Origin of the sequence: Nocardia sienata NBRC 100364, assembly GCF_001613205.1 — a bacterium.
In the GTDB taxonomy this organism is placed as follows: Bacteria; Actinomycetota; Actinomycetes; order Mycobacteriales; family Mycobacteriaceae; genus Nocardia; species Nocardia sienata.
This window is the reverse complement of record NZ_BDBX01000035.1, coordinates 66233-86232: the sequence shown is the minus strand read 5'-3', so window position 1 is coordinate 86232 and position 20000 is coordinate 66233. Positions and strand designations below refer to the sequence as shown.

Annotated in this window: 14 protein-coding genes; 9 read left to right on the top strand and 5 right to left on the bottom strand. The window is 66.7% G+C overall.

The window, feature by feature from the left end:
- The first annotated feature begins 917 nt into the window (after positions 1-917).
- On the top strand, positions 918-1172 hold the full coding sequence (locus NS4_RS19355) for a MerR family transcriptional regulator (RefSeq protein WP_084487508.1): 255 nt from the start codon (positions 918-920) through the stop codon (positions 1170-1172).
- Between the two features lie 264 nt (positions 1173-1436).
- Here the strand turns inward: NS4_RS19355 and NS4_RS19350 are convergent, their stop codons facing one another.
- Both NS4_RS19350 and NS4_RS33675 read right to left on the bottom strand, forming a co-directional pair.
- Positions 1437-1640, bottom strand: a complete 204-nt coding sequence (locus NS4_RS19350) for a cold-shock protein (RefSeq protein ID WP_039825274.1) — start codon at positions 1638-1640, stop codon at positions 1437-1439.
- 387 nt (positions 1641-2027) lie between these two features.
- Positions 2028-2159: a hypothetical protein gene (locus NS4_RS33675; RefSeq protein ID WP_281219837.1), complete on the bottom strand. Its 132-nt coding sequence runs from the start codon at positions 2157-2159 to the stop codon at positions 2028-2030.
- 126 nt (positions 2160-2285) lie between these two features.
- Between NS4_RS33675 and NS4_RS19345 the strand changes: the two genes are divergently transcribed.
- Both NS4_RS19345 and NS4_RS19340 read left to right on the top strand, forming a co-directional pair.
- Positions 2286-4505: an MMPL family transporter gene (locus NS4_RS19345; RefSeq protein ID WP_063060936.1), complete on the top strand. Its 2220-nt coding sequence runs from the start codon at positions 2286-2288 to the stop codon at positions 4503-4505.
- A 4-nt stretch (positions 4506-4509) separates the two neighbouring features.
- Positions 4510-5091: a TetR/AcrR family transcriptional regulator gene (locus tag NS4_RS19340; RefSeq protein WP_063060935.1), complete on the top strand. Its 582-nt coding sequence runs from the start codon at positions 4510-4512 to the stop codon at positions 5089-5091.
- A 136-nt stretch (positions 5092-5227) separates the two neighbouring features.
- On the opposite strand, the gene NS4_RS19335 is transcribed toward NS4_RS19340, so the two are convergent.
- Together NS4_RS19335 and NS4_RS19330 are read right to left on the bottom strand one after the other, a co-directional pair.
- Positions 5228-6589, bottom strand: coding sequence for an MFS transporter (locus NS4_RS19335; protein ID WP_157106136.1), 1362 nt, complete (start codon positions 6587-6589; stop codon positions 5228-5230).
- Positions 6586-7851, bottom strand: coding sequence for a methyltransferase (locus NS4_RS19330; RefSeq protein ID WP_084487507.1), 1266 nt, complete (start codon positions 7849-7851; stop codon positions 6586-6588). Before NS4_RS19330 ends, NS4_RS19335 begins: the two co-directional genes overlap by 4 nt.
- 671 nt (positions 7852-8522) lie before the next feature.
- On the opposite strand from NS4_RS19330, the gene NS4_RS32300 reads away from it, so the two are divergent.
- Positions 8523-11156: a coiled-coil domain-containing protein gene (locus NS4_RS32300; protein ID WP_157106128.1), complete on the top strand. Its 2634-nt coding sequence runs from the start codon at positions 8523-8525 to the stop codon at positions 11154-11156.
- Positions 11157-11468: 312 nt separating this feature from the next.
- Positions 11469-12518, top strand: coding sequence for a fatty acid desaturase family protein (locus NS4_RS19310; protein ID WP_063060930.1), 1050 nt, complete (start codon positions 11469-11471; stop codon positions 12516-12518).
- Between the two features lie 554 nt (positions 12519-13072).
- On the opposite strand, the gene NS4_RS19305 is transcribed toward NS4_RS19310, so the two are convergent.
- On the bottom strand, positions 13073-14617 hold the full coding sequence (locus tag NS4_RS19305) for an acyl-CoA carboxylase subunit beta (protein WP_063060980.1): 1545 nt from the start codon (positions 14615-14617) through the stop codon (positions 13073-13075).
- A 1013-nt stretch (positions 14618-15630) separates the two neighbouring features.
- Between NS4_RS19305 and NS4_RS19295 the strand changes: the two genes are divergently transcribed.
- Genes NS4_RS19295 through NS4_RS19280 form a run of 4 tightly spaced genes read left to right on the top strand, consistent with a single transcriptional unit; the run spans position 15631 to position 19940 of the window.
- Entirely contained in the window at positions 15631-16395 is a 765-nt protein-coding gene (locus tag NS4_RS19295; protein WP_157106127.1) for an ABC transporter permease, read from the top strand.
- A gap of 20 nt (positions 16396-16415) precedes the next feature.
- Positions 16416-17441, top strand: a complete 1026-nt coding sequence (locus NS4_RS19290) for an ABC transporter substrate-binding protein (protein ID WP_063060979.1) — start codon at positions 16416-16418, stop codon at positions 17439-17441.
- 15 nt (positions 17442-17456) lie between these two features.
- On the top strand, positions 17457-18236 hold the full coding sequence (locus tag NS4_RS19285; RefSeq protein ID WP_063060927.1) for an ABC transporter ATP-binding protein: 780 nt from the start codon (positions 17457-17459) through the stop codon (positions 18234-18236).
- Positions 18237-18290: 54 nt separating this feature from the next.
- Entirely contained in the window at positions 18291-19940 is a 1650-nt protein-coding gene (locus NS4_RS19280) for a M24 family metallopeptidase (protein WP_063060926.1), read from the top strand.
- Positions 19941-20000 lie beyond the last annotated feature (60 nt).

Sequence of the window (20000 nt, the reverse complement as noted above, 5' to 3'; positions counted from 1 at the left end):
GCTCCCGGCCGGATCGGCTTCCGCCCTCCGACCCGAACAACCCACCCGAGAGGAGCTGCGCGGTGACCTACGCTATGCCCGCGCCTGTGGGATGCGGCCACCGATCCCGCATCGTAGGAGTCCGAACCGCGCCCACCTGCCCGGCACACGTCGTGGGGTGCGCTGCCGAGTGCGCATCGGATGATCGGCAACGGTGGGCCCCGAAAAGGACATCTTGTCCGTTGTCCTGATATGGGCCGAGGATGGGTTCGAGTTCACCCTGTCGTCGCAGCACTTGATGCGGGAGGGTGCGGCGGCGTGGCGATGGAGCATCCGGTCGGCGCGTCGGTGTCGGCCGTGAGGGCAGTGGCGGAGCCTCCAACCAGCTCTGGGTGGGGTGACTGCCTGGCAGATTCCATCAAGGGACCGGTGCAACCCGCCGGACTCCGACCGGATGCTCGGCAACGACCATGTGCGGCGGGTCGGGCGCGTTCGACTATTCAGAAAATCTGCAGCGGCCATAGTAGACATTCATGAGTATGTGGGGTAACTTGTTTGTCGTTGGTAGCGAAGGAAGTGTCCGAACGGCACGGGAGGTAATGGAACTGCCCGTGAGGTAAGACCGGCGGGCGCGGCCAAGGGACCGGGAAGTACGACGGTCCTACCGCCCGCCGGGCAGCACGATGAAGTTGCCCGGAAAGAGAAAATGAGGAGAAGGGAGGCGTTGCCCGTCGGGTCACCCATCGGGTCACCCATGAGGATCTGTGGTCCGGGTGATCGCCGACGTATCGGTTACATGTCGGAAGACGAAGTAATTCCCCCTTTCAGTGCCCCGGCGCCGCTGGCGCCGGGGCCATTCGGCGTCTGGAGATCGCACAATTTCTGAACCCCCCACCGCTGACGAGAAATTCGACGACGACGACTATCCCGCCTACACCATGGGCCGGGCGGCGGACCTGCTCGGCACCACCCAAGCATTCCTGCGCAGCCTGGACGAGGCGAAACTGATCACCCCGCAACGCTCCGCGGGCGGGCATCGCCGTTACTCCCGCTACCAGCTGCGCATCGCAGCCCGCGCCCGCGAACTCATCGACCAGGGCACGCCCCTGGAAGCGGCGTGCCGGATCATCACCCTCGAAGACCAGCTCGCCGAGGCCCGCGAACTCAACGCCAAGCTCACCGAAGAGGATTGACCACATTCGCACGGTCGCCGTCCCGGCCGGCGAAGACGCCCGGCCACAGGGGCCGGTTGTCGCTGGATCGGATACCGGCGCACCCGTTTACCGGGCGGCGTACCTCGGTGCGCTGCCGGCGTTGTCTCGAGATCGGCATCGACCGGCGGAAACCATCCGGTCGCAGTCGCGGTCCGGGCTCGGTTCGCCGCGGTCGGCTTCGGTGTGGGTGCCCGGAAAGCAAGAAACCCGCGCCGTGGCGCGGGTTTCTGTGTTTGTCGGCTCCTAGATGGCGCGGACGCTCTGAGCCTGCGGGCCCTTCTGGCCCTGCTCGATCTCGAACTCGACACGCTGTCCCTCGTCGAGGGACTTGAAGCCGGAGCCGGAAATTGCGGAGTAGTGGACGAAAACGTCAGGCCCGCCACCGTCTTGCGCGATGAACCCGAAGCCCTTTTCGCCGTTGAACCACTTCACACTGCCTTGCGACATACTTTTGTTTTACTTCCTGTTGTGAGCCGAGCGATCACTGCAACAACCCGTACTCGCCTTCGAGCATGCCACAGAACCGGCCGCCGCGCCCCATAGGTGAGGTAGCACACGCTCGACCGGGTGCTTCGAAGGTGGTCTGTTCTCGTCGGCCGGTCGGCGCTGTGTAGGACCATCACTGTCGATCCGGGCCACCTGGTGGCTGTCCACCCCGACATCGTGCACGTCCTCGCGGACCAGGTCGGCGGCCTTCGATGTACCGCTCCGTATGGCGAATCCCGTGCGGCCGTCGCCGGGTGCGAGCCGACCCCGGCGACGAGAAATCGCCGCCGTCGCCGGGGTGTGTCCGGGAGTCCTACCAGAGGTGGGGACCGTCCGGCCGAAGCTCACTCACCTGCGCGAGAACGCGCGGGCCGCGACGGCGACCGCTTCATCGAGCACCTGTCCTTCCAACCGGACGGCTCCGTTGCGATGAATCCGGGCCTTGTCGAGTGCGTCGAGTACACGCCCGGCCTCGCGCACGGCGCTCTCACCGGGAGTGAAGGCCGCGGGAGGCCGGACGGCGGGTTCGGCCCGGAGCGGCGTTGCCTCATCAGAAAGTGATAGTTACTCTCAAAAGAAAGTATCTATCACTTTTGAGAGGCTGTCATGTCGACCCTGCTGTATCGGATCGGGCGGTTCAGTTTTCGCGCTCGACGACTCGTGCTCCTGTTCTGGGTGCTACTCGTGGCCGTCCTGGGGGTGGGGGCCGCCACCCTGGCCTCCCCGTCCGCGACATCCTTCAGCCTGCCCGGCACGCAATCCCAGGAAGCTCTCGATCTGCTGGCGGAGCGTTTCGCCGAGGTTCCACTGGACGGTGGGTCCGCCCAGATCGTCTTCGTCGCCGAGAACGGCACGGTGACCGATCCCGCCTCGCGCCGGCAGATCACCGAGGTGGTCCACGCCGCCGCCGGGGCCGCCGAGGTGGCGGCGGTGCGGTCCCCGTTCGACAGCGGTCTGATCTCGGCGGATCGGCGGATCGCCGTCGCCGAGGTGACCTATGCGGTGTCCTTCGAGGCAGTGCGTGATTCGAGCCGTCAGGAGCTCATGGAGCTGGTCGAACGGAGTGGTTCGGCCGACCTGCGGGTCGCGGTGGGCGGCGATGTGATGGAGTTGATGCCGGATGTGAGCAAGGAGCTCATCGGGTTGCTCATCGCCGCGGTGGTTCTCGTGCTGACCCTGGGATCGCTGGCCGCCGCGGGGATGTCGCTGGTCACCGGGCTCACCGGTGTGGCGGTAGGCCTGCTGGGAATCCTCGCGGCCACCGCCTTTCTCGACCTCGGCGTCACGACCCCGATCCTCGCGCTCATGCTCGGTCTCGCCGTCGGCATCGACTACGCGCTGTTCATCGTCTCCCGCTACACCCATGAGCTGACCCGGGACGCCGACCCCGCGGAGGCGATCGGCCGGGCGGTGGGCACCGCCGGATCCGCCGTTCTCTTCGCCGGCCTGACCGTGGTGATCGCGCTCCTCGGGCTCGGCGTCGTGGGTATCGGACTGCTCACCGAAATGGGGGTCGCCGCCGCGGTGACCGTGGTCGTCGCGGTGCTGGTGGCCCTCACTCTGCTGCCGGCGCTGCTCGGGTTCGCCGGGCGGCGGGTACTGCCGCGCGGCCGGCGCCGGCAATCGAGCGACGGTGCCCCGCCCGCCGCGACCGGCCGGCGGACACTCGCGCAGCGCTGGGCGACGCTGACCACCCGGCGGCCGGTGACCACACTGATCGTCGCGCTTCTCGGACTCGGTGTCCTCACTCTTCCAGCGCTGGACCTGCGCCTCGGCGTTCCGGACCAGGGGACCTACCCCGAGCATTCGACGCAGCGGCAGGCCTACGACGCGGTGGCGGAAGGGTTCGGCCCGGGATTCAACGGCCCGCTGCTGGTGGTCGCCGATCTCACCGGCGTGCCGCAGCCCGAGGACGCCGCGCGACGGGTGCACGCGGCCCTGGCCGGAACCGAAGGGGTCGCCATGGCCGCACCGCCGGAATTCAACCCGGCCGGCGACACGGTCATCATCGGAGTCGTCCCGCGCAGCGGTCCCGACAGCGAGCAGACCGAACAACTGGTTCAGCGGCTGCGCGGCGGTGTCGCCGACAGCGTCGCCGCGTTCGGCGCCCGGATCGCGGTCACCGGAACGGCCGCCGTCATCATCGACTTCAGCGACCGGATGGCGGACGCTCTGTGGATCTACCTGCTGGTGGTGGTCGGTCTCTCGTTCCTGCTGCTGATGACGGTTTTCCGCTCGATCGTCGTACCGCTGAAGGCCACGATGGGTTTCCTGCTCACCGTGGCGGCGACCTTCGGGGTCCTGGTGGCTACCTTCCAGTGGGGTCATCTGGAATGGCTGGGCATCCGCGATACCGACGTCGTGGTGAGCATGCTGCCGATCTTCATCATCGGCGTCGTATTCGGGCTGGCCATGGACTACGAGGTGTTCCTGGTGACCCGGATGCGCGAGGAGTACGTCCACGGCGCCTCGGCGACCTCGTCGATCCGTGCCGGTTTCGGCCACGGCGCGCGCGTGGTATCCGCGGCGGCGATCATCATGGTGAGTGTGTTCGCCGGGTTCGCCACCGGTGAGGCGAGCGATATCGTGCAGATCGGCGTGGCACTGGCGGCGGCGGTCGCGGTCGACGCCTTCGTGGTGCGGATGACCATCGTGCCGGCGGTTCTCGCGCTCGCCGGGGACAAGGCCTGGTGGTTGCCGGCGTGGCTGGACCGGATACTGCCGAATCCGGACGTCGAAGGGGAGAAGCTGCGCGTAGCGGTGGTGCCCGACCACGCCGACGCGCACCACCGCGTTGTTGTGCCGGCGGAAGGTTCGGCAGGATGAAGCCATGAGTACCGGCGGGCTGCGAGAACTCAAGAAGAAGCGGACGCGTGAAGCCATCCAGGATCACGCACTGCGCCTCTACCGGGAGAAGGGGTACGCCAACACCACGCTCGAGGAGGTGGCCGCGGCCGCCGAGGTCTCGCCGAGCACGCTGTTCCGCTATTTCCCCACCAAACCGGATACGGTGCTCTTCGACCGCGTGGACCCCCTCTTCCTGGAGAAGTTCCTCGCCGAGCCCGCCGATCTGTCGCCACTCGAGGCCGCGCGCAACGCGCTGCTCGCGGTACTCGCCGGCGCACAGGTAGACCTGGCCGCGGTGGAGACCACTCGGATGAGACTCATCGCCACCGTGCCCGAACTGCGTGCCGCCGTGGCGCACAAGGTGGAGACGGATCTGCCGCCGTTCATCGAAGCCGTCGCCCGGCGGACCGGCCGGGAACCGGACGATCCGCGCATCCGGTACTGGACCGGAGCGATAGCCGGGGTAGCAGTGATGGCCTACCTGCGCGCGATCGACAACAATGAGGACATCTACGCCGTCGTCGACGAGGCACTGGAGTTCCTCGAGAACGGACTGCCTCTCTGAACAGGAAGAACCGGGCCGGGTGACCGCTCGCGCGCCGGTACCCCGAGCGGCCCCCGTCGACGACGGGAGCCGCTCGGTTACGCGGCCGAGGCGGATTACCACCGGCGTGCGCGCCTCGTGCGCGGGTGTGGCGGGATTACCGAAATGCGCGCCCTTGTTCTCTGTCCAGCGCGGTCTCGGTCTTGTTCTTCAGTACGAAGAGATAGACGACCAGCGAGATCCCGATGACGACCGTCACGTACCCGATGAACCACGGCACCTGCCCGCCGTTCTTCGCGGCCTGGTAGATCATCGGGGCGGTACCGCCGAACACCGAATTGGCCAGGGCGTATCCGACACCGACACCCAGGGCCCGGATATGCGAGGGGAACAATTCGGCTTTGACAATGGCATTGATCGACGTGTAGCCGGTGAGCAGCACATAGCCGACACAGGTCACCACCAGTGTGGCCGCCACCGAGGTGGCGTCCTGGAGGAAGGTGATGAGGAACCAGGTGTAAAGGACGCCGCCGATACCGAAGAACACCAGGACGGGTTTGCGGCCCACCTTGTCGCTGATCAGCCCGCCGACCGGTTGCAACAGCATGAGGAAGACCAGCCCGGTGAGGTTGATCCAGGTGGCGGTCATGCCCTGACCTTCGAAGGCCGTCTTGACCATGGCCGGGGCGTTCACGCTGTAGGTGTAGAACGCGAGGGTGCCACCCATGGTGACCAGGAAGCACACCAGCAGCGGCCGCCAGTACTCGGCCAGCAGTACGCGCAGGGAGCCCGATTCGGAATCCTCACCGCGCCGGACCGCGTCGAGCTGTTCGGTGGTCAGCGATTCGTCCATGCTCCGGCGCAACCAGAACACCACGACCGCGGCCACACCGCCGATGAAGAAGGCGATACGCCACCCGTAATCGGAGATCTCCGCTTTGTCCAGGAACACCTGGAGCACCAGCAGGGTGAGCTGGGCGAGCACATGACCACCGATGAGGGTGACGTACTGGAACGACGAGAAGAAGCCGCGGCGTTCCCGGGTGGCCGCCTCGGACATATAGGTGGCCGACGCACCGTACTCGCCGCCGGTCGCGAACCCCTGCACCAGCCGGCACAGGATCAGGATCACGGCCGCGCCCACGCCGATCGTCTCGCGTCCCGGCACGAGCGCGATCACCAGCGAACACGCCGCCATCAGCGAGATACTGAAGGTGAGCGCCGCACGCCGGCCGCGCCGGTCGGCGTAGCGGCCGAAGAACCACGAGCCGACCGGACGCATGAGGAAGGTGACGGCGAAGATCGCGTACACGTAGACGGTGGAGTTCTTGTCCGCGGAATCGAAGAAGTGGCTCTCGAAGTACGAGGCGAACACCGTGTAGACGTAGACGTCGTACCACTCGACGAGATTGCCCGACGATCCGCGCAATGTGTTCCAGACCGCGCGGCGCGTCGCCGCCGGCGACGTCGATTCGGTGGTCGGTGGCCGGCCGTCGGGGACGGCCGGACCCGAGGTCATGGTTTCGGACATAAGTGATCCCTCTCGTTCACCTGTACACGGAGTGCGCGGTGACCGGAATCCCGCACAGCTCCGCACTCAGTGTGCAGGTAGGAGCCATGGGCCGGCGGCGGGGTTCGGAATTTCTGCACCAGCCGCCACAGCGACGTGACCTCGGACCGCCGCGCCTCGTGCAGCGGGTCGGTGGTATCCGAGGCCCGGGGATGCCGCGGCGCGATGTCGTGGCGGCCCGCCACCCGAAGCCCGGCGGCCGCGATGCGGGCGAGAAGCTCCTCGCGCGTCCGTAGTCCGAGCCGCTCGGCGAGATCCGACAGGACGAGCCACGCCTCGCCGGTCCGGGTCAGATGGGCCGGGAGGCCCTCCAGGAAGCGATGGAGCATATCGGATCCGCGATCGTAGATGCCCAGCTCCAGGGCGGAGGTCGGCTCCGCGGGGAGCCAGGGTGGGTTGCACACGATCAGATCGGCTCGCCCGCTCGGCCACAGATCGGCCTCGGCGATCCGCACGCGGTCGGTGAGGCCGAGCCGGCGCATGTTCGCGCGTGCGCAGGTCACCGCGCGGGGATTGATATCGGTGGCCACCACCCGGGCGCCCCGGCGGGCGAGGACGGCGGCGAGCACCCCGGTGCCGGTCCCGATGTCGAACACCAGCGGCTGTGCGGCTCCCGCCGGGAACGCCGCGCGGTCGACCAGATCGATGTACTCGCCGCGAACCGGCGAGAAGACGCCGTAGTCCGGGTGGATGCGCGCGCCGAGCGCGGGAATGTCGACACCCCGGCGATGCCATTGGTGGGCGCTGAGGACGCCGAGGAGTTCGGACAGCGCCACACAGATCCGCTCGCTGCTCACCGGGTCACCCGGGGCGCCACCGTACGCGTGGTCGCAAGCCGGCCGTACGTCCGGTGCGCGCCGTAACAGCAGCGAGTGGTCGTGTTCCAGCACCACCAACAGCCTGCCGAGCAGTCCGGCTCGTTCGGCTCGTTCGGCGCGGTGCCCGTAGAAGAGAGCGGCCGGGTCGCTTCCCGAAGACGTGGAACGAGGAATGCGTTGCCGGCGGCGATCCACGGCCCGCATGAGGCGGCGGGCATTGTGGAAATCGCCTCGCCAGAGCAGACCCGTACCTGATCTCGCCAGACCGTACGCGGTCTTCGCGGTGACCCGATCGTCCACTGCAACGACGTGTTCGGGTGCGGGTGTGGAATTCTCGGAATGCCACCGGGCGGTGAAGGACGATCCGTGCTCGGTCCAAGTGATCGTGGACATGATGTACTCCTGGGGATGCGAAGGTGCCTGCGGGCGGCAACGCTTCGACGTGGGAGTACGGCAGGGATCAGCCGCTGATCAGCAAGTCGACAGGCCGGATCGCTCCCACGTCGAAGCGCGGAAGCGGCTATTGCCCAACACCATTCCCATGACCACGGTCGATCCCTTTCGTCCGTATCCCAGCATGGCACAGGTACGCGGCCGGATCGAACGGACTGGTCGCTCAGGGACCGGTCGCAGGGCAGGTCAACCCGGCTTCACATTCCCATTGTTGAGGAGCGGGCCGCGATTCGGCTAGCGTTGTTCGGTCGACAACCAGGGGAAAGCTGTATCGGTCGACACTACAGGTGGTGTGCGATTGCGCCGTATGGCATCCCCGTTGTCGAGCACGTCGGTACTCTCGGCACCTGACAGGTTCCGGCACGACCAGAGAACAGCGATATCAGTACAGGAAGTGTTGATATGAACCGTATTTCGGACGATCGCTGTTCGATCCCGAGTCCAGCTGCCGGATCGGACGAAATCGGTGTGGACCACGGCGGGGCATCGCGTAGATCGCGTGAGCGGATACGCCGCCGAACCACGCTGCCGGAAGCGAGGTCTGCTGGATCGGTGGGCAGCCTGTGTCGATAGGAAGCAGGTTGGCACAACTGCCGGTACGGCTGACTGTTGTGACCAGCGATCTGGCGGAGGGGCTGACACGCCCTTGGCGCGGCCTGTTGGACAGGCGTATCTCACGATTGGAAAACGCCGACGACGCAGCGCAGGTTCGAGCAGCACTCGGTCGACGTCCGGACCTGGCCGACGCGAATTCGGTGTCAACGCCGTTCGCCGACCTGCACGACGAGTTGAGGATTCGGGATTCGCTGCGAGAGCTGGAGCGGCAACGGTGGACGCTCGCGCAGCGGCTGAGTGATTTCCCGGAGGCGCGGGGGCTCAGGGCGAAGCTGGCGCGAGTCGAGCGGGAATGCTCGGCGCTCACGGCCGCGATGAACAGGCTCATCGCTGACCGGGACTGGGTGCCGAACCACAGCGAGCGCGATATCGCGGAATTGCGAGTCGCGCAGAACAGGGTGCACGAAAGAAGACAAGGCCTGGAGGAGCTGAGGGCACAACGGGACGAACTCCGGGCACGACGGGATGAGCTGCGCAGACAACAGCAAAGGGAGTGGAATGACACCACCCCGGCCGTTGCCGACGGGAGCGGTGTGAGAGCCCAGCCGCGATGGCAGCCTTTGGAAGGCCGATACAGCGACCAGCAAGCAAGGGTGCTGCCGGATCTGGCCGGGGCGCGCAACAACGCGCACTGGATGGCGGAACAGCTGACGAACGAACAGCAAAGGGTGGCGCGAGAGATCCAGGGGCTGGAGCGCGACGTGACGAGAGAGCAGACACGCCTGGACACGGCACGGGAAACGGCGCACACCCATGCGCACGCGGAGGAGCGGGAACGCGTGGAGAGAGAGGCGAGGGAACAGGCACGCCTCGAGGAAGAGCGGCAGCAACGCCTGGATCGGGAGGCGAGGGAACAGGCACGCCTGGAGCGGGAACGTCTGGCCAGGGAGGAGGCGGAACAGGCACGCCGGGATAGGGAGTCGGAGCGACAAGTGGCCATGCAGGAGCCGGGCCTCCCTGACCGCAATCGTGCGGATCCGGATGTCGGTCGGCGTGGGGGCGAGCCGGCTGCTGGTGGGCGTGGTGGTGCGGATCCGGATGCCGGTCGGCGCCGCGATGAGCCTGCCCGTGGCAGTGGTTCGGGTGCGGGGGCTGGTTCGGGTGCGGGGGCTGGTTCGGGTGCGGGGGCTGGTTCGGGTGCGGGGGCTGGTTCGGGTGCGGGGGCTGGTTCGGGTGCGGGGGCTGGTTCGGGTGCGGGGGCTGGTTCGGGTGCGGGTGCGGGGGCTGGCTCAGGGTCGGGAGCCGGCAATGGTTCGGGTGCCGGCCGGACCGCCAAGACTGTTGGTGCCGTTGCTGTCGGCGCAGTCGCAGTGGGCGCCGGCCTGTACGCCATCGACGCTTACTCGGACTCGGACTCGGACTCGAACGCGAGTTCGGAGGATTCGAGTTCGATGGAGGAGGGTTCGGCCTCGGAGGACCCGGGTTCGAAGGATACGGGCTCGAACGGTGCGGGTTCGAAGGATTCAGGTTCGAAGGAAGAGGGTTCGGCCCCGGAGGACCCGGGTTCGAAGGATACGGGTTCGAAGGGTTCGGGCTCGGAGCGTTCGGGTTCGCAAGTTGCTGCTGCGGCCCCGGCCGCAGGTACGCAAGTTGCTGCCGCGAATACGGGTTTCCAAGCGCCCGTGTCGGATTCCCTTTCGTGGGGTGCCGCGGCGGGTTCGACTCCTGCGGATGTGGCAGCCACAGGTTCTACCGGTGCCGATCCCGGCCTCGGCTCCGACACAGGCCTCGTCTCGGACCTCGGTTCCCGCGGCGACCCGTCGGACGACTCCGTAGCCGAGATCTCCCGCGCGCAGGACAACGTACCGGCCCAGAACAGCATCGGGCCGGACCGGCTCGCTGCGGCGGCTCCGCTCGGCGGGGGGCCACAATTCGATCCTTCCAGTCTGCTGATGCACTCGATGCTGTCGAATCTGCAGGATCCCGGCTTCGGTGATACCGGTTCGGAGGCGGACCGGGAACTCGATCGCGACCGGTATCACGATTCCGGTCAGCCACGGGGAGGTCCACCGGCGGCCTCGCAGCCCGCTCAACGGGCGGTCGCCACGCCTGCGGTCCAGCAATTGCCGGGTGAGGCGACAGCGACGGCGGATCCCGGACCGCAGGATGACACGAACGCACCGCGGACGGTGGCTCCGGCCGGCGAAAAGGCGCGAGACGAGGACGGACGTATCCAGTACACCCATGAGAAGGGGGACCGCGTCACCGAGTGGGTGTGGCCGAGCGTCACCGAGGCTTACGAAGCGGCGTACAACAACAAGGATGGTACCGATGGGAAGGCAGCCTACGCCGGTACGGACTCCGAGTGGCTCGACGAGCGGGCATTGGAAACGGTCGCCCCGAGTGACCTGACCAGCGGTGACCTCATCACCTTCGACAACGGATCGGCCGTGGTACGCGTGCAACCCGAGGAAGGCAATCCGGAAGGGGGCATCGTGGATGTCATCATCAAGGGGCAGTTGACGCCGATCGCGGAGGTGATGGCCGACGGCGCAGGCGAACTCGGCAATTTCGCCGGTTTCCGACGTCCGCCCGGTATCGAACCGCCCCGGTCGGCGGAGGGGAGCACCGGTGTTGCCGACCCGGGGTCGCCGGGTGACCAATCCGGTGACGCGACCATTCCCATCTGATCGGGGGACCGGCTCGGCCGGCTGCGATGGTCGGCGCGCGTCGAGCCGCACGCCCGGCGCGTATTCATCGACCACGGACACCCGCGCGGCGCTCGGCGGGTGTGCCCGGAACAGAAGATCTCACACCGCAGTGCGATCGACTGTCATACCACGGGTCTACCTGCGACGAGAAAACGGTCGATAGCTTCGGTTGGAACGCAAACGTCACCCGCAGATCGGGCGATGCCGGCCGGATCTCTGCACATGAGTCGACCGGCGGGTATCGAAGTCGGGCAGGTGGCGTCTCCGGCTCATCTACCAGAAAGCTTCTGCATGACGACCCCGGCCCTGACTCCAGCATCATCTTCCCGATCATCGCGGCGCGGCGACGGCGGTGATTACGCTCGCCTGCTGCGCCGGATCTCCGACGCCGGACTGATGAACCCGCGCCCCTTCTACTACACGATCCGGCTCGGTCTCGTCGGGGCCGCGTTCGTGGCCGGCTGGGTGGCGTTCGTCCTCGTCGGCGACTCGTGGTGGACGCTCGGGGTCGCGGCGTTCATGGCCGTGACGTGCGCCCAGGTCGCACTCGTCATGCACGATATCGCACACCGCCAGGTCTTCCGGCTACGGCGGCCCACAGAAATCGTGGGCCGAGTCGTCGGCAACGCCGGGGTAGGCCTGGCCTACGGCTGGTGGCAGGACAAACACACCCGCCATCACGCGAACCCGAACCATGAGGAACTCGACCCCGATGTCGCTCCCGACATCCTGCTCTGGTCCCAACGGCAGGCCAGGGCGAGCCGAGGGCTACCCCGTCTCATCGGTAGGGCGCAGTCGTATCTGTTCTTCCCGCTTCTGCTGCTGGAGGGCCTGAACCTCCATGTGGCGGGGCTACGAGCGCTCGGCAATCGATCGATGAAGCAGCGTGCCCTGGAGGGAGCCTTGCTCGTCGGTCACTTCGCCGCCTACCTCGCCGCGGTCTTCGCGGTCCTGCCCGCGGACAAGGCTGTCGCGTTCCTCATCGTCCACAAGGCGCTGTTCGGCCTGTACATGGGCTGCGTCTTCGCCCCGAACCACAAGGGCATGCCGACCCTGACCGGTGACGACCGCCCCGACTACCTGCGCCGGCAGGTGCTGACCTCACGTAATGTGCGGGGTGGCGTCCTGACCGACCTCGCTCTCGGCGGGCTCAACTATCAGATCGAACACCATCTGTTCCCGAGCATGCCGACCCCGAACCTACCTCGCGCACAATCGATCGTCCGCGATTATTGCGGCGAAATCGGCGTGCCCTACCACGAGACGGGGTTGTTCGCGTCGTACCGGGAGGCGCTGGGTCACCTGCACCGTGTCGGCGCACCACTGCGTGCCGCCGGCTGACACCCGGACGCCGGTCGCGGACCTTCTCGGCCGGTTCGAACCGGCCGCCTTTCGTGTCATCGGGTTTCGCGATGCCCGGCCCGGCGCGGGCCGGCCGGCGGGGCGGTGGTGATCCGCGGCGGCCGACCGGCCCGAGAGAGCGTCATCTACTCGCCGTCGATGGAATTCACCATCGGATACCGCTTCGCCGCAGCTGGATCAGTGATACCAACCGGAGAGCATGCCCAGCATGTTCAGCCACAAAATGTATTTCAGGAAGCCAGGCATATCGATCTTTCTCAGTTGTCGGTCCTGGTCTTCGAACGGCATCCACGTACGGATCGCCTTCCGAATCCCATGCGCCGCTCTGGAATGCGTGCGCTACTGCGTCTTTCGCTCGCCGATGCGCGTTCGTTACTTTGCCCTGCTCGCCCTCGATGTCGGTCACCGGCTCGATCGAAGGCCGGCCGGGCGAACACGCCACCAGCGCCACGTCCCGGATCCGGCGCTCGGACGGCAGCGCGGTGCGCGTCGAGGTTCGACCGGTTCCGGGCCGGTGCCGGCCCGGAACCGCTTCACAGCGGAAGCAGGTGATGCTTGCGCGGGTAGCGGATGACCTTTTTGTCGCGGAGCAGATGCAGCGCCCGCCGCAGCTCCAGGCGAGTGGCCGACGGCTCGATCACGCTGTCGATGTAGCCGCGTTCGGCCGCGATCCACGGGGTCGCGACGGTCGCGTTGTAGAAGTCGATCATCTGCTGCCGCAGTGCGCCGCGCTGGTCCTCGGGGGTCGCGTCGAGGACCTTGCGCTGGGTCAGACCCACCGCGCTCTCGGCTCCCATGACCGCGATGCGCGCGGTGGGCCACGCCAGGTAGATATCGCAGCCGAGGGCCTTGGCGCCCATAACCGCCCACCCGCCGCCGTAGGCCTTACGGACCACCACGGTCACCTTGGGGACGGTCGCCTCCACGTAGGCGAACAGGAACCGGCCACCGCGCTTGATGACACCCACTTTCTCCTGTTCCACGCCGGGCAGGAAGCCGGGGGTGTCGACCACCAGCACCAGCGGGATCTCGAAGGCGTTGCAGATGTGGATGAAATGCGCGGCCTTGTCGCCGGCCTTGGCGTCGAGCGCGCCCGCCAGTACGGTCGGCTGATTGGCCACCACACCCACCGGGCGGCCGTCGACGCGGGCGAAACCGGTGATCAGGTTCTTGGTGGCGGCCGCGCCGATCTCGTGGAACTCACCGTCGTCGAAGATGCGCAACAGCACGTCGTGCATATCGTAGACCGCGTTGTCCGAGTCGGGGACCAGCGTGTTCAGCGTCAGATCGGATTCGGTGACCTCCGGCTCCAGCCCGGGGTTCACGATCGGCGGCAGTTCGACAGCGCTCGACGGCAGGTAGCTCAGGTAGTTGCGGACCCACGCGAAAGCGGCCTCCTCGTCCTCGGCCACATGATGGATATTGCCGTACGCGGCCTGGTTGTAGGCACCACCCAGCTCCTCCATGTCCACCTTTTCGCCGATGGCGTCCTCGATGATCTTGGGGCCGGTGACGAACATGTGCGCGCTCTTCGTGGCAACCACGACATCGGTGCAGATCGGCTGGTAGACCGCACCGGCCGCGCAGTTGCCCAGGATCAGCGAGACCATCGGTACCGCCCCCGAGAGCGGTTCCATCTTGGTCGCCAACTCGCCGTACCAGCGCAGCGACGTCACGGCCTCCTGGACGCGCGCGCCGCCGGAGTCGTTGATACCGATCAGCGGGCAACCCATCCGCCCCGCCAGGTCCATGATCGCGGCGACCTTCCGGCCGAACATCTCGCCGATGGTGCCGCCGTACACGGTCTGGTCGTGGGAGAACACGGCGACAGGCCGGCCGTCCACCAGACCTCGTCCGGTGACCACCCCGTCGCCGTAGAGGGCGTCCTTGTCCGCCGGATTCCGCACGAGCGCGCCGATCTCCACGAAGGTGCCCGGGTCCAGCAGCATTTCGATGCGGTCGCGGGCAGACGGTATGCCTTTACGTGCGCGTTTGGCGGCCCCCGCCTCTCCGGCCGGCTCCTGCGCGAGCTCGAGCTTCTTACGCAGGTCGGCCAGTTTCTCGGCGGTAGAGGTCATCGGGCACATCCCTATCTCTCAGCAGGAATACCGCACCGTGCTCGGCGCGCGGATGTCACCGTACCCGGCGGCCGCGGCTCGTCGTAGTTGTCGGGGTTTGTGAGCTCTCACCGACTGCTCCGGGCGGACCGGGAGATGGGTGCCCGTGTCGGTCCAGCCGCACCCCAGGGGCCGGGCCGGCTGCGCTGCGTCCGGTCAGAGCCGGTGGCGCAAGGGAGGGCAGGCGGATTCGAAAGGAATCCAGATCCAAGATAGGTATCAATAGATGCGAAAACAGTGTTGGACAGGAATCGCATCGGGTTTTTACTGTGGTCCAAACCACTAGCGAACGGTTTGCTATCCGGAATACCGCCACCGAGACACCGCCCGTGTCGACTCCGAAGGAGACGCCCGTGACCCCTCGCTATCGGATCCGCCCGGCGGGCGATCCGGGGACCGGACCGGAATCCGGCCCGGGCAGGGCCGGGGCGGATTCCGGGCCTCCTACCGCGGCGCTGCTGCCGATTCCGGGGGAACAGACAGGTCGTATTGTGTTCGACGGATGGCCCACCGGGGCCGGGATCGGTCGCGCGACGGTGGACAGCGGCCTCTTCCCGGCCGCGACGAATTCCCGGCCCACCTCGGCCGGGACCCCGGCGATCGAGCGCTTCCGGCGCCCGGTGGCCCATAAAGACGTGCCGGCTACCTGGTTGCCGGCCGAGGTATGCGACGACACCGCGCTCGGCGGATGGCGTCGGCCGGCGGCGGACCCGTTCGCGGGCCGCCGTCCGCTGCCGGCGCCCTCCGGCCGGTCGCGCAGGCCCGCGCGACCGAATCGGTCGCGTGGAATCGTTCGTCGCGTCCCTTCTAGTGTGATGAGGATCCAATGACAGCTCGCTCGTTCCCGATATCTCTCCCCAGCGGACCTGTTGAGGGGAGCCGCCGCCATGGCAATTTCTGAAATCGGTTCGGACCGGCACCGCCCGCGTACTCCCGAAGTGCCGGCTCGCAGGCGAACAGTGTCCTGGCCGAAAATGCCCGGCCGTGATTCGCTGGCGACCGGCGTCAAGGCTGTCGCCGGTATTCTCGGGCTCTTCGTCGTCTGGGAGCTGCTGGTAATCGTTTTCGATCCGCCGGAATTCTTGCTCGTCGGCCCGATTTCGGCCATCCAGGAATTGATCGAGCGCCCCGAATACTTCGCCTCCAATACCTTCGTCACCCTGCAGGAGGCGCTCGCCGGTTTCGCGCTCGGCACCGCGCTGGGCGTGCTGTGCGGCGCGGCACTGCACTATTCGGCCACGATACGCAGTTTCCTGTATCCCGCGCTGGTCGCGATCGACACCATTCCCAAGGTCGCACTCGCTCCGCTGTTCATCGTCTGGTTCGGCTTCGGCTTCGAATCGAAGGCGTTCGTGGCAATGGCCATCGCCTTCTTTCCGTTGGTCATCAATACCTACGACGGCTTGAGTTCGGTACCCCACGAACTCCAGGAGCTCGCGCGGATCAACAAGGCCTCCGCCTGGAAGAAAATGACGAAGATCGAGCTGATCTACGCGGTTCCCTCCATTTTCTCCGGTGCCAAGATTTCCATCTCCCTTGCCGTGGGTGGTGCGGTGGTCGGTGAATTCATCGCCGGCTCGAAAGGGCTGGGATATGTGATCCTGCTGGCCAACAGCCAGGTCGATCTCCCCTCGATGTTCGCGGCCTTCATCGTGCTCGCCGCCATCGCGTTGGCCCTGTTCTTCCTGGTCGATTTCGCGGGACGCAAGCTGGTCCCGTGGAAGAACCACGCGAAGTGATCACGGAACCGGAGACTGTGATGCGGAAACCGAGACGCAAGATCGCCGCGATCATCGGCGCGATGATGCTCGCCGCGCTACCGGCCTGCGCCGCCGGTGGCGGGGAGAACTCGATGACCCTGATGCTCGATGTGGGATATCTGCCCAAACACGCGCCGTTCTTCGCCGCGGTCGATCGGGGCTTCTTCGCCGCGGAAGGCATCGACCTGACGGTGATGCCGGGGTCGGGTTCGACCAATACCGTGACCTCCGTCGACACCGGAAAGGTCGATGCCGGCTTCGCCGACTTCGGCAGCACCGTGATCAGCCAGGGGCGCGGCGCCGCGGTGAAGCAGGTCAACCTGCTGCAGGCCAGGTCCGCCTATGCGGTCGTCGGCTTGGCCGACCACGGCATCAAGGGATGGGAGGACTTGCGGGGTAAAACGCTCGCGACCGAAGGCGCGGGCGCGATGACCGCGATGTGGCCGTACGCGCTGAGCCGGTTGGGGTTGGCCGAAGGCGACGTCAACGTCGTGCACGCGTCGAGCGGTTCGAAACTGCCCGGGTTGCTGGCGGGCCAGTGGGACGCCAACCTCGCGCTGTACATCTCCGATGAGCCCACCATCGTGGAGCTGGGCCGGGAGGCCGTGGTGCTGAAATGGTCCGATATCGGCATCGATCTCTACGGCAACGGGATCGTCGTCTCCGATGACAAGCTCCGTGACAACCCCGACCAGGTGCGCCGGTTCAATCGGGCGATGCAACGCGGTTTCCTGTGGTCGTGCGATCACCCGGAGGACGCGGCGACGGATTTCCAGCGGCATGTGAGTGGTTACGAGACCTCCACCATCGCACTCGCCATCCGCGCGCAGTGCTCGCTCAACTGGGGCGACGGGGAGTCGGCGGATCAGTTCGGCCTGATGAGCGATACCGGTATCCAGGAGATGCTCGATATCTCGAAAGAATTCCTGGGCCTGCCGGCGAACAGCGGCCTGACCCCCGAAGACATCTACAGCAATGACTATCTCGCGCCGGTGCGTCGCGGCGAGACCATCCAAGCCCCGTAACAGCCGGAGAACCACATGAACAACGAATACGCCATCTCGGTCGACAATGTCGGTGTGACCTATCGTTCCCGGGACGGTCACGACAACACCGTGCTCGAGGGCCTGGATTTCAAGGTCGAACCCGGGCAGTTCGTCTCGATCGTCGGGCAGTCCGGGAGCGGGAAGACCACGCTGCTCAAAACGATCTCCGGCCTGCAGCAACCGACCGCGGGCGAGATCCTGGTCAAGGGCAGGCCGATCAGCGACGGCGTCGAGGATATCGCGATGGTGTTCCAGAGCCCGGTGCTGCTGCCCTGGCGCAACAACATCGACAATGTGCTGCTGCCGCTGGAATTCCGCGGCACCCGCACCGAGGAGTCGCGTCGCTACGCTCAGGAGCTGCTCGAAATGGTCGGCCTGGGCGACCGTGCCACCCGCTACTCCTACGAGCTCAGTGGTGGTATGCAGCAGCGGGTCGCCATCTGCCGCGCCCTGGTCTCACATCCCGAACTGCTGCTCATGGACGAGCCTTTCGGTGCGCTGGACGCCATGACCCGCGATTCGATGAACTTCGAGATCCAGCGCATCTGGCAGACCACGGGATGCAGCGTCCTGTTCGTGACGCACAGCATTCCCGAAGCGGTCTGGCTCGGTGACCGGGTGGTCGTCGTCGGCGGCCGCCCGGGCCGGATCGTCGCCGATATCACCATCGACCTGCCCCGGCCCCGGGGAAAGGAACACCGGTTCTCGGCCGCGTTCTCCGACTACACCACCGAAATCGAATCCCATATCGGAGTCACCACCGGGATCAGCTGAGGCCTGCGCGTGCGCATCCGGCAGACACCCGAAACAGATAGTCGAAGGGAAGAAATGCTCACCATCACCGCTGACACCGCGCAGGTCGCCGATATCTACGGCCTCGACGCGCGCAAGAGTCTCCTCTTTTCCGCGATCCGCCTCGACTCCCATCCGCTGGTGGCACCGCTGATCGCGCGGACCGACGCGGAGCAGTATCTGCTCGTCCGCCAGCAGGAGCAGGGCAACGCGCTCTCGGCCGGGGTACCGAAGGAGCAGATCAAGTTCTACGCCCCCTGGGTGACCATCGACCCCCGGGTGGTCGCCGATACTCCGGCCGCGGAATCGTTGACCGTCCTGGTGCGTGAACTCGCCGACGGCGGGCCCGTGCATCTCACAGCCGATGTGGTCTACAGCCACTACCGCGCGCTCTCCGCCGCCCTGGACGTCACCGCCGACGATCGCGAGCCGACCCCGGTCCTCGCTCGTGAGCTCGACCTCGACGAGGTACTCGCCCGATTCGCCGCCTGGCGTGAAACCGGGGTCGAGACCGCGCGCCGGCTGATCGCCGACGTCGAACATCTCGCGGGTCTGGCCGACGAGTTCTCGGCCACCACCGACAGCCGGTTCGCGGCGCTGCGAGCGCTGGTCGCCGACCGCTCCCTCGACGCGCTGCTGATCGCCGCGCCGCCGAACTTCACCGAAGTGACCGGGATCGCGCAACCGGACGGAGCGGTGGCCCTGTGGCTCGCCGGTGCGGAGAAGTTGCTGATCCTGGCGCCCGAGGACACTGCCGAGGTCCCCGGGGTGCCGGTGGGCCGATTCGCGTCGGTGGGTGCCGCCGTCCGCGAACTCGCCCGCGGTCCGCGCACCGGCGTCGAGGACGAGTGGATCGGCATCGGACTGGCCCGCGAGCTCGAGCGCGACAATGCCGAACTGGTCCCGGTGTCGCGCGAACTCGCGCACTGGCGCGATATTCGCGATCACGAGGACCTCGCGTTCCAGGTGGTGGCCGCCCGAGCCAGCGTTTTCGCCATCGAGGAGGCGCTGGCCTGGGCCGAGGCGGGACTCGACGCGGGCCGCTCGTTCACCGAACTCGATATCAATGCCGTGTACCTCGACAAGATCGTCGAGTTCCGGACGGCCCACGAGATACCTTTCGGGATAGAGCCCTACTTCACAAACCTGCACTCCTCCAACCGGATGCTGTTCCCGGGACCCCCGGTCGACTTCCCGATCAATTCGGAGACCACCTGCATCCAGCTCGACGCCGGAGTGCGCGTCGTCATCGACGGGGTGGTCGTCGCCACCTCCGATATGGCCCGCTCGCTGCCCCGCACACCCGCGGCGAAGGAGGCCTACGCTTTCTTCTTCGATGTGGTGCGCGAGGGCATCATCGGACAGCTGAAACCCGGCGTGATCTGCGAGGATGTGCACGAGGGGACCTTGAACTACCTGGCGCCGCATCTGGATCGGATGGTCGAGATCGGGATGCTGGGCACCGAGGTGGATTTCAACACCGAATACCGGAAGCGCAATGTCGGCCATCTCATGGGCAAACAGGAATCCTTCGCCAACGAACTGCGGCCCGGATACAAGCATGTGCTCGACATCGGGTCCTACGGCGCCGCCGAAATCCCGTGGCGCTACGAGAACGCGGCGATCGGTACCGAGGACCTGTGGTACATCGGCCGGGACCGCACCTACATCGTGAGCAAGCGATGACCATGGCACCAACCCCGGGGGCGGCGATCGCCGCCTACCCGGTAGTCGAAGGGCTCCACC

What these genes read in the sequence shown, in the direction of transcription:
- NS4_RS19355 (WP_084487508.1), top strand. Translation starts at nt 918, where the DNA reads ATGGGCCGGGCGGCGGACCTGCTCGGCACCACCCAAGCATTCCTGCGC.
- NS4_RS19305 (WP_063060980.1), bottom strand. Translation starts at nt 14,617, where the DNA reads ATGACCTCTACCGCCGAGAAACTGGCCGACCTGCGTAAGAAGCTCGAG.
- NS4_RS19280 (WP_063060926.1), top strand. Translation starts at nt 18,291, where the DNA reads ATGCTCACCATCACCGCTGACACCGCGCAGGTCGCCGATATCTACGGC.
- NS4_RS19330 (WP_084487507.1), bottom strand. Translation starts at nt 7,851, where the DNA reads ATGTCCACGATCACTTGGACCGAGCACGGATCGTCCTTCACCGCCCGG.
- NS4_RS19345 (WP_063060936.1), top strand. Translation starts at nt 2,286, where the DNA reads ATGTCGACCCTGCTGTATCGGATCGGGCGGTTCAGTTTTCGCGCTCGA.
- NS4_RS19295 (WP_157106127.1), top strand. Translation starts at nt 15,631, where the DNA reads ATGCCCGGCCGTGATTCGCTGGCGACCGGCGTCAAGGCTGTCGCCGGT.
- NS4_RS19290 (WP_063060979.1), top strand. Translation starts at nt 16,416, where the DNA reads ATGCGGAAACCGAGACGCAAGATCGCCGCGATCATCGGCGCGATGATG.
- NS4_RS19335 (WP_157106136.1), bottom strand. Translation starts at nt 6,589, where the DNA reads ATGACCTCGGGTCCGGCCGTCCCCGACGGCCGGCCACCGACCACCGAA.
- NS4_RS19285 (WP_063060927.1), top strand. Translation starts at nt 17,457, where the DNA reads ATGAACAACGAATACGCCATCTCGGTCGACAATGTCGGTGTGACCTAT.
- NS4_RS19340 (WP_063060935.1), top strand. Translation starts at nt 4,510, where the DNA reads ATGAGTACCGGCGGGCTGCGAGAACTCAAGAAGAAGCGGACGCGTGAA.
- NS4_RS19350 (WP_039825274.1), bottom strand. Translation starts at nt 1,640, where the DNA reads ATGTCGCAAGGCAGTGTGAAGTGGTTCAACGGCGAAAAGGGCTTCGGG.
- NS4_RS19310 (WP_063060930.1), top strand. Translation starts at nt 11,469, where the DNA reads ATGACGACCCCGGCCCTGACTCCAGCATCATCTTCCCGATCATCGCGG.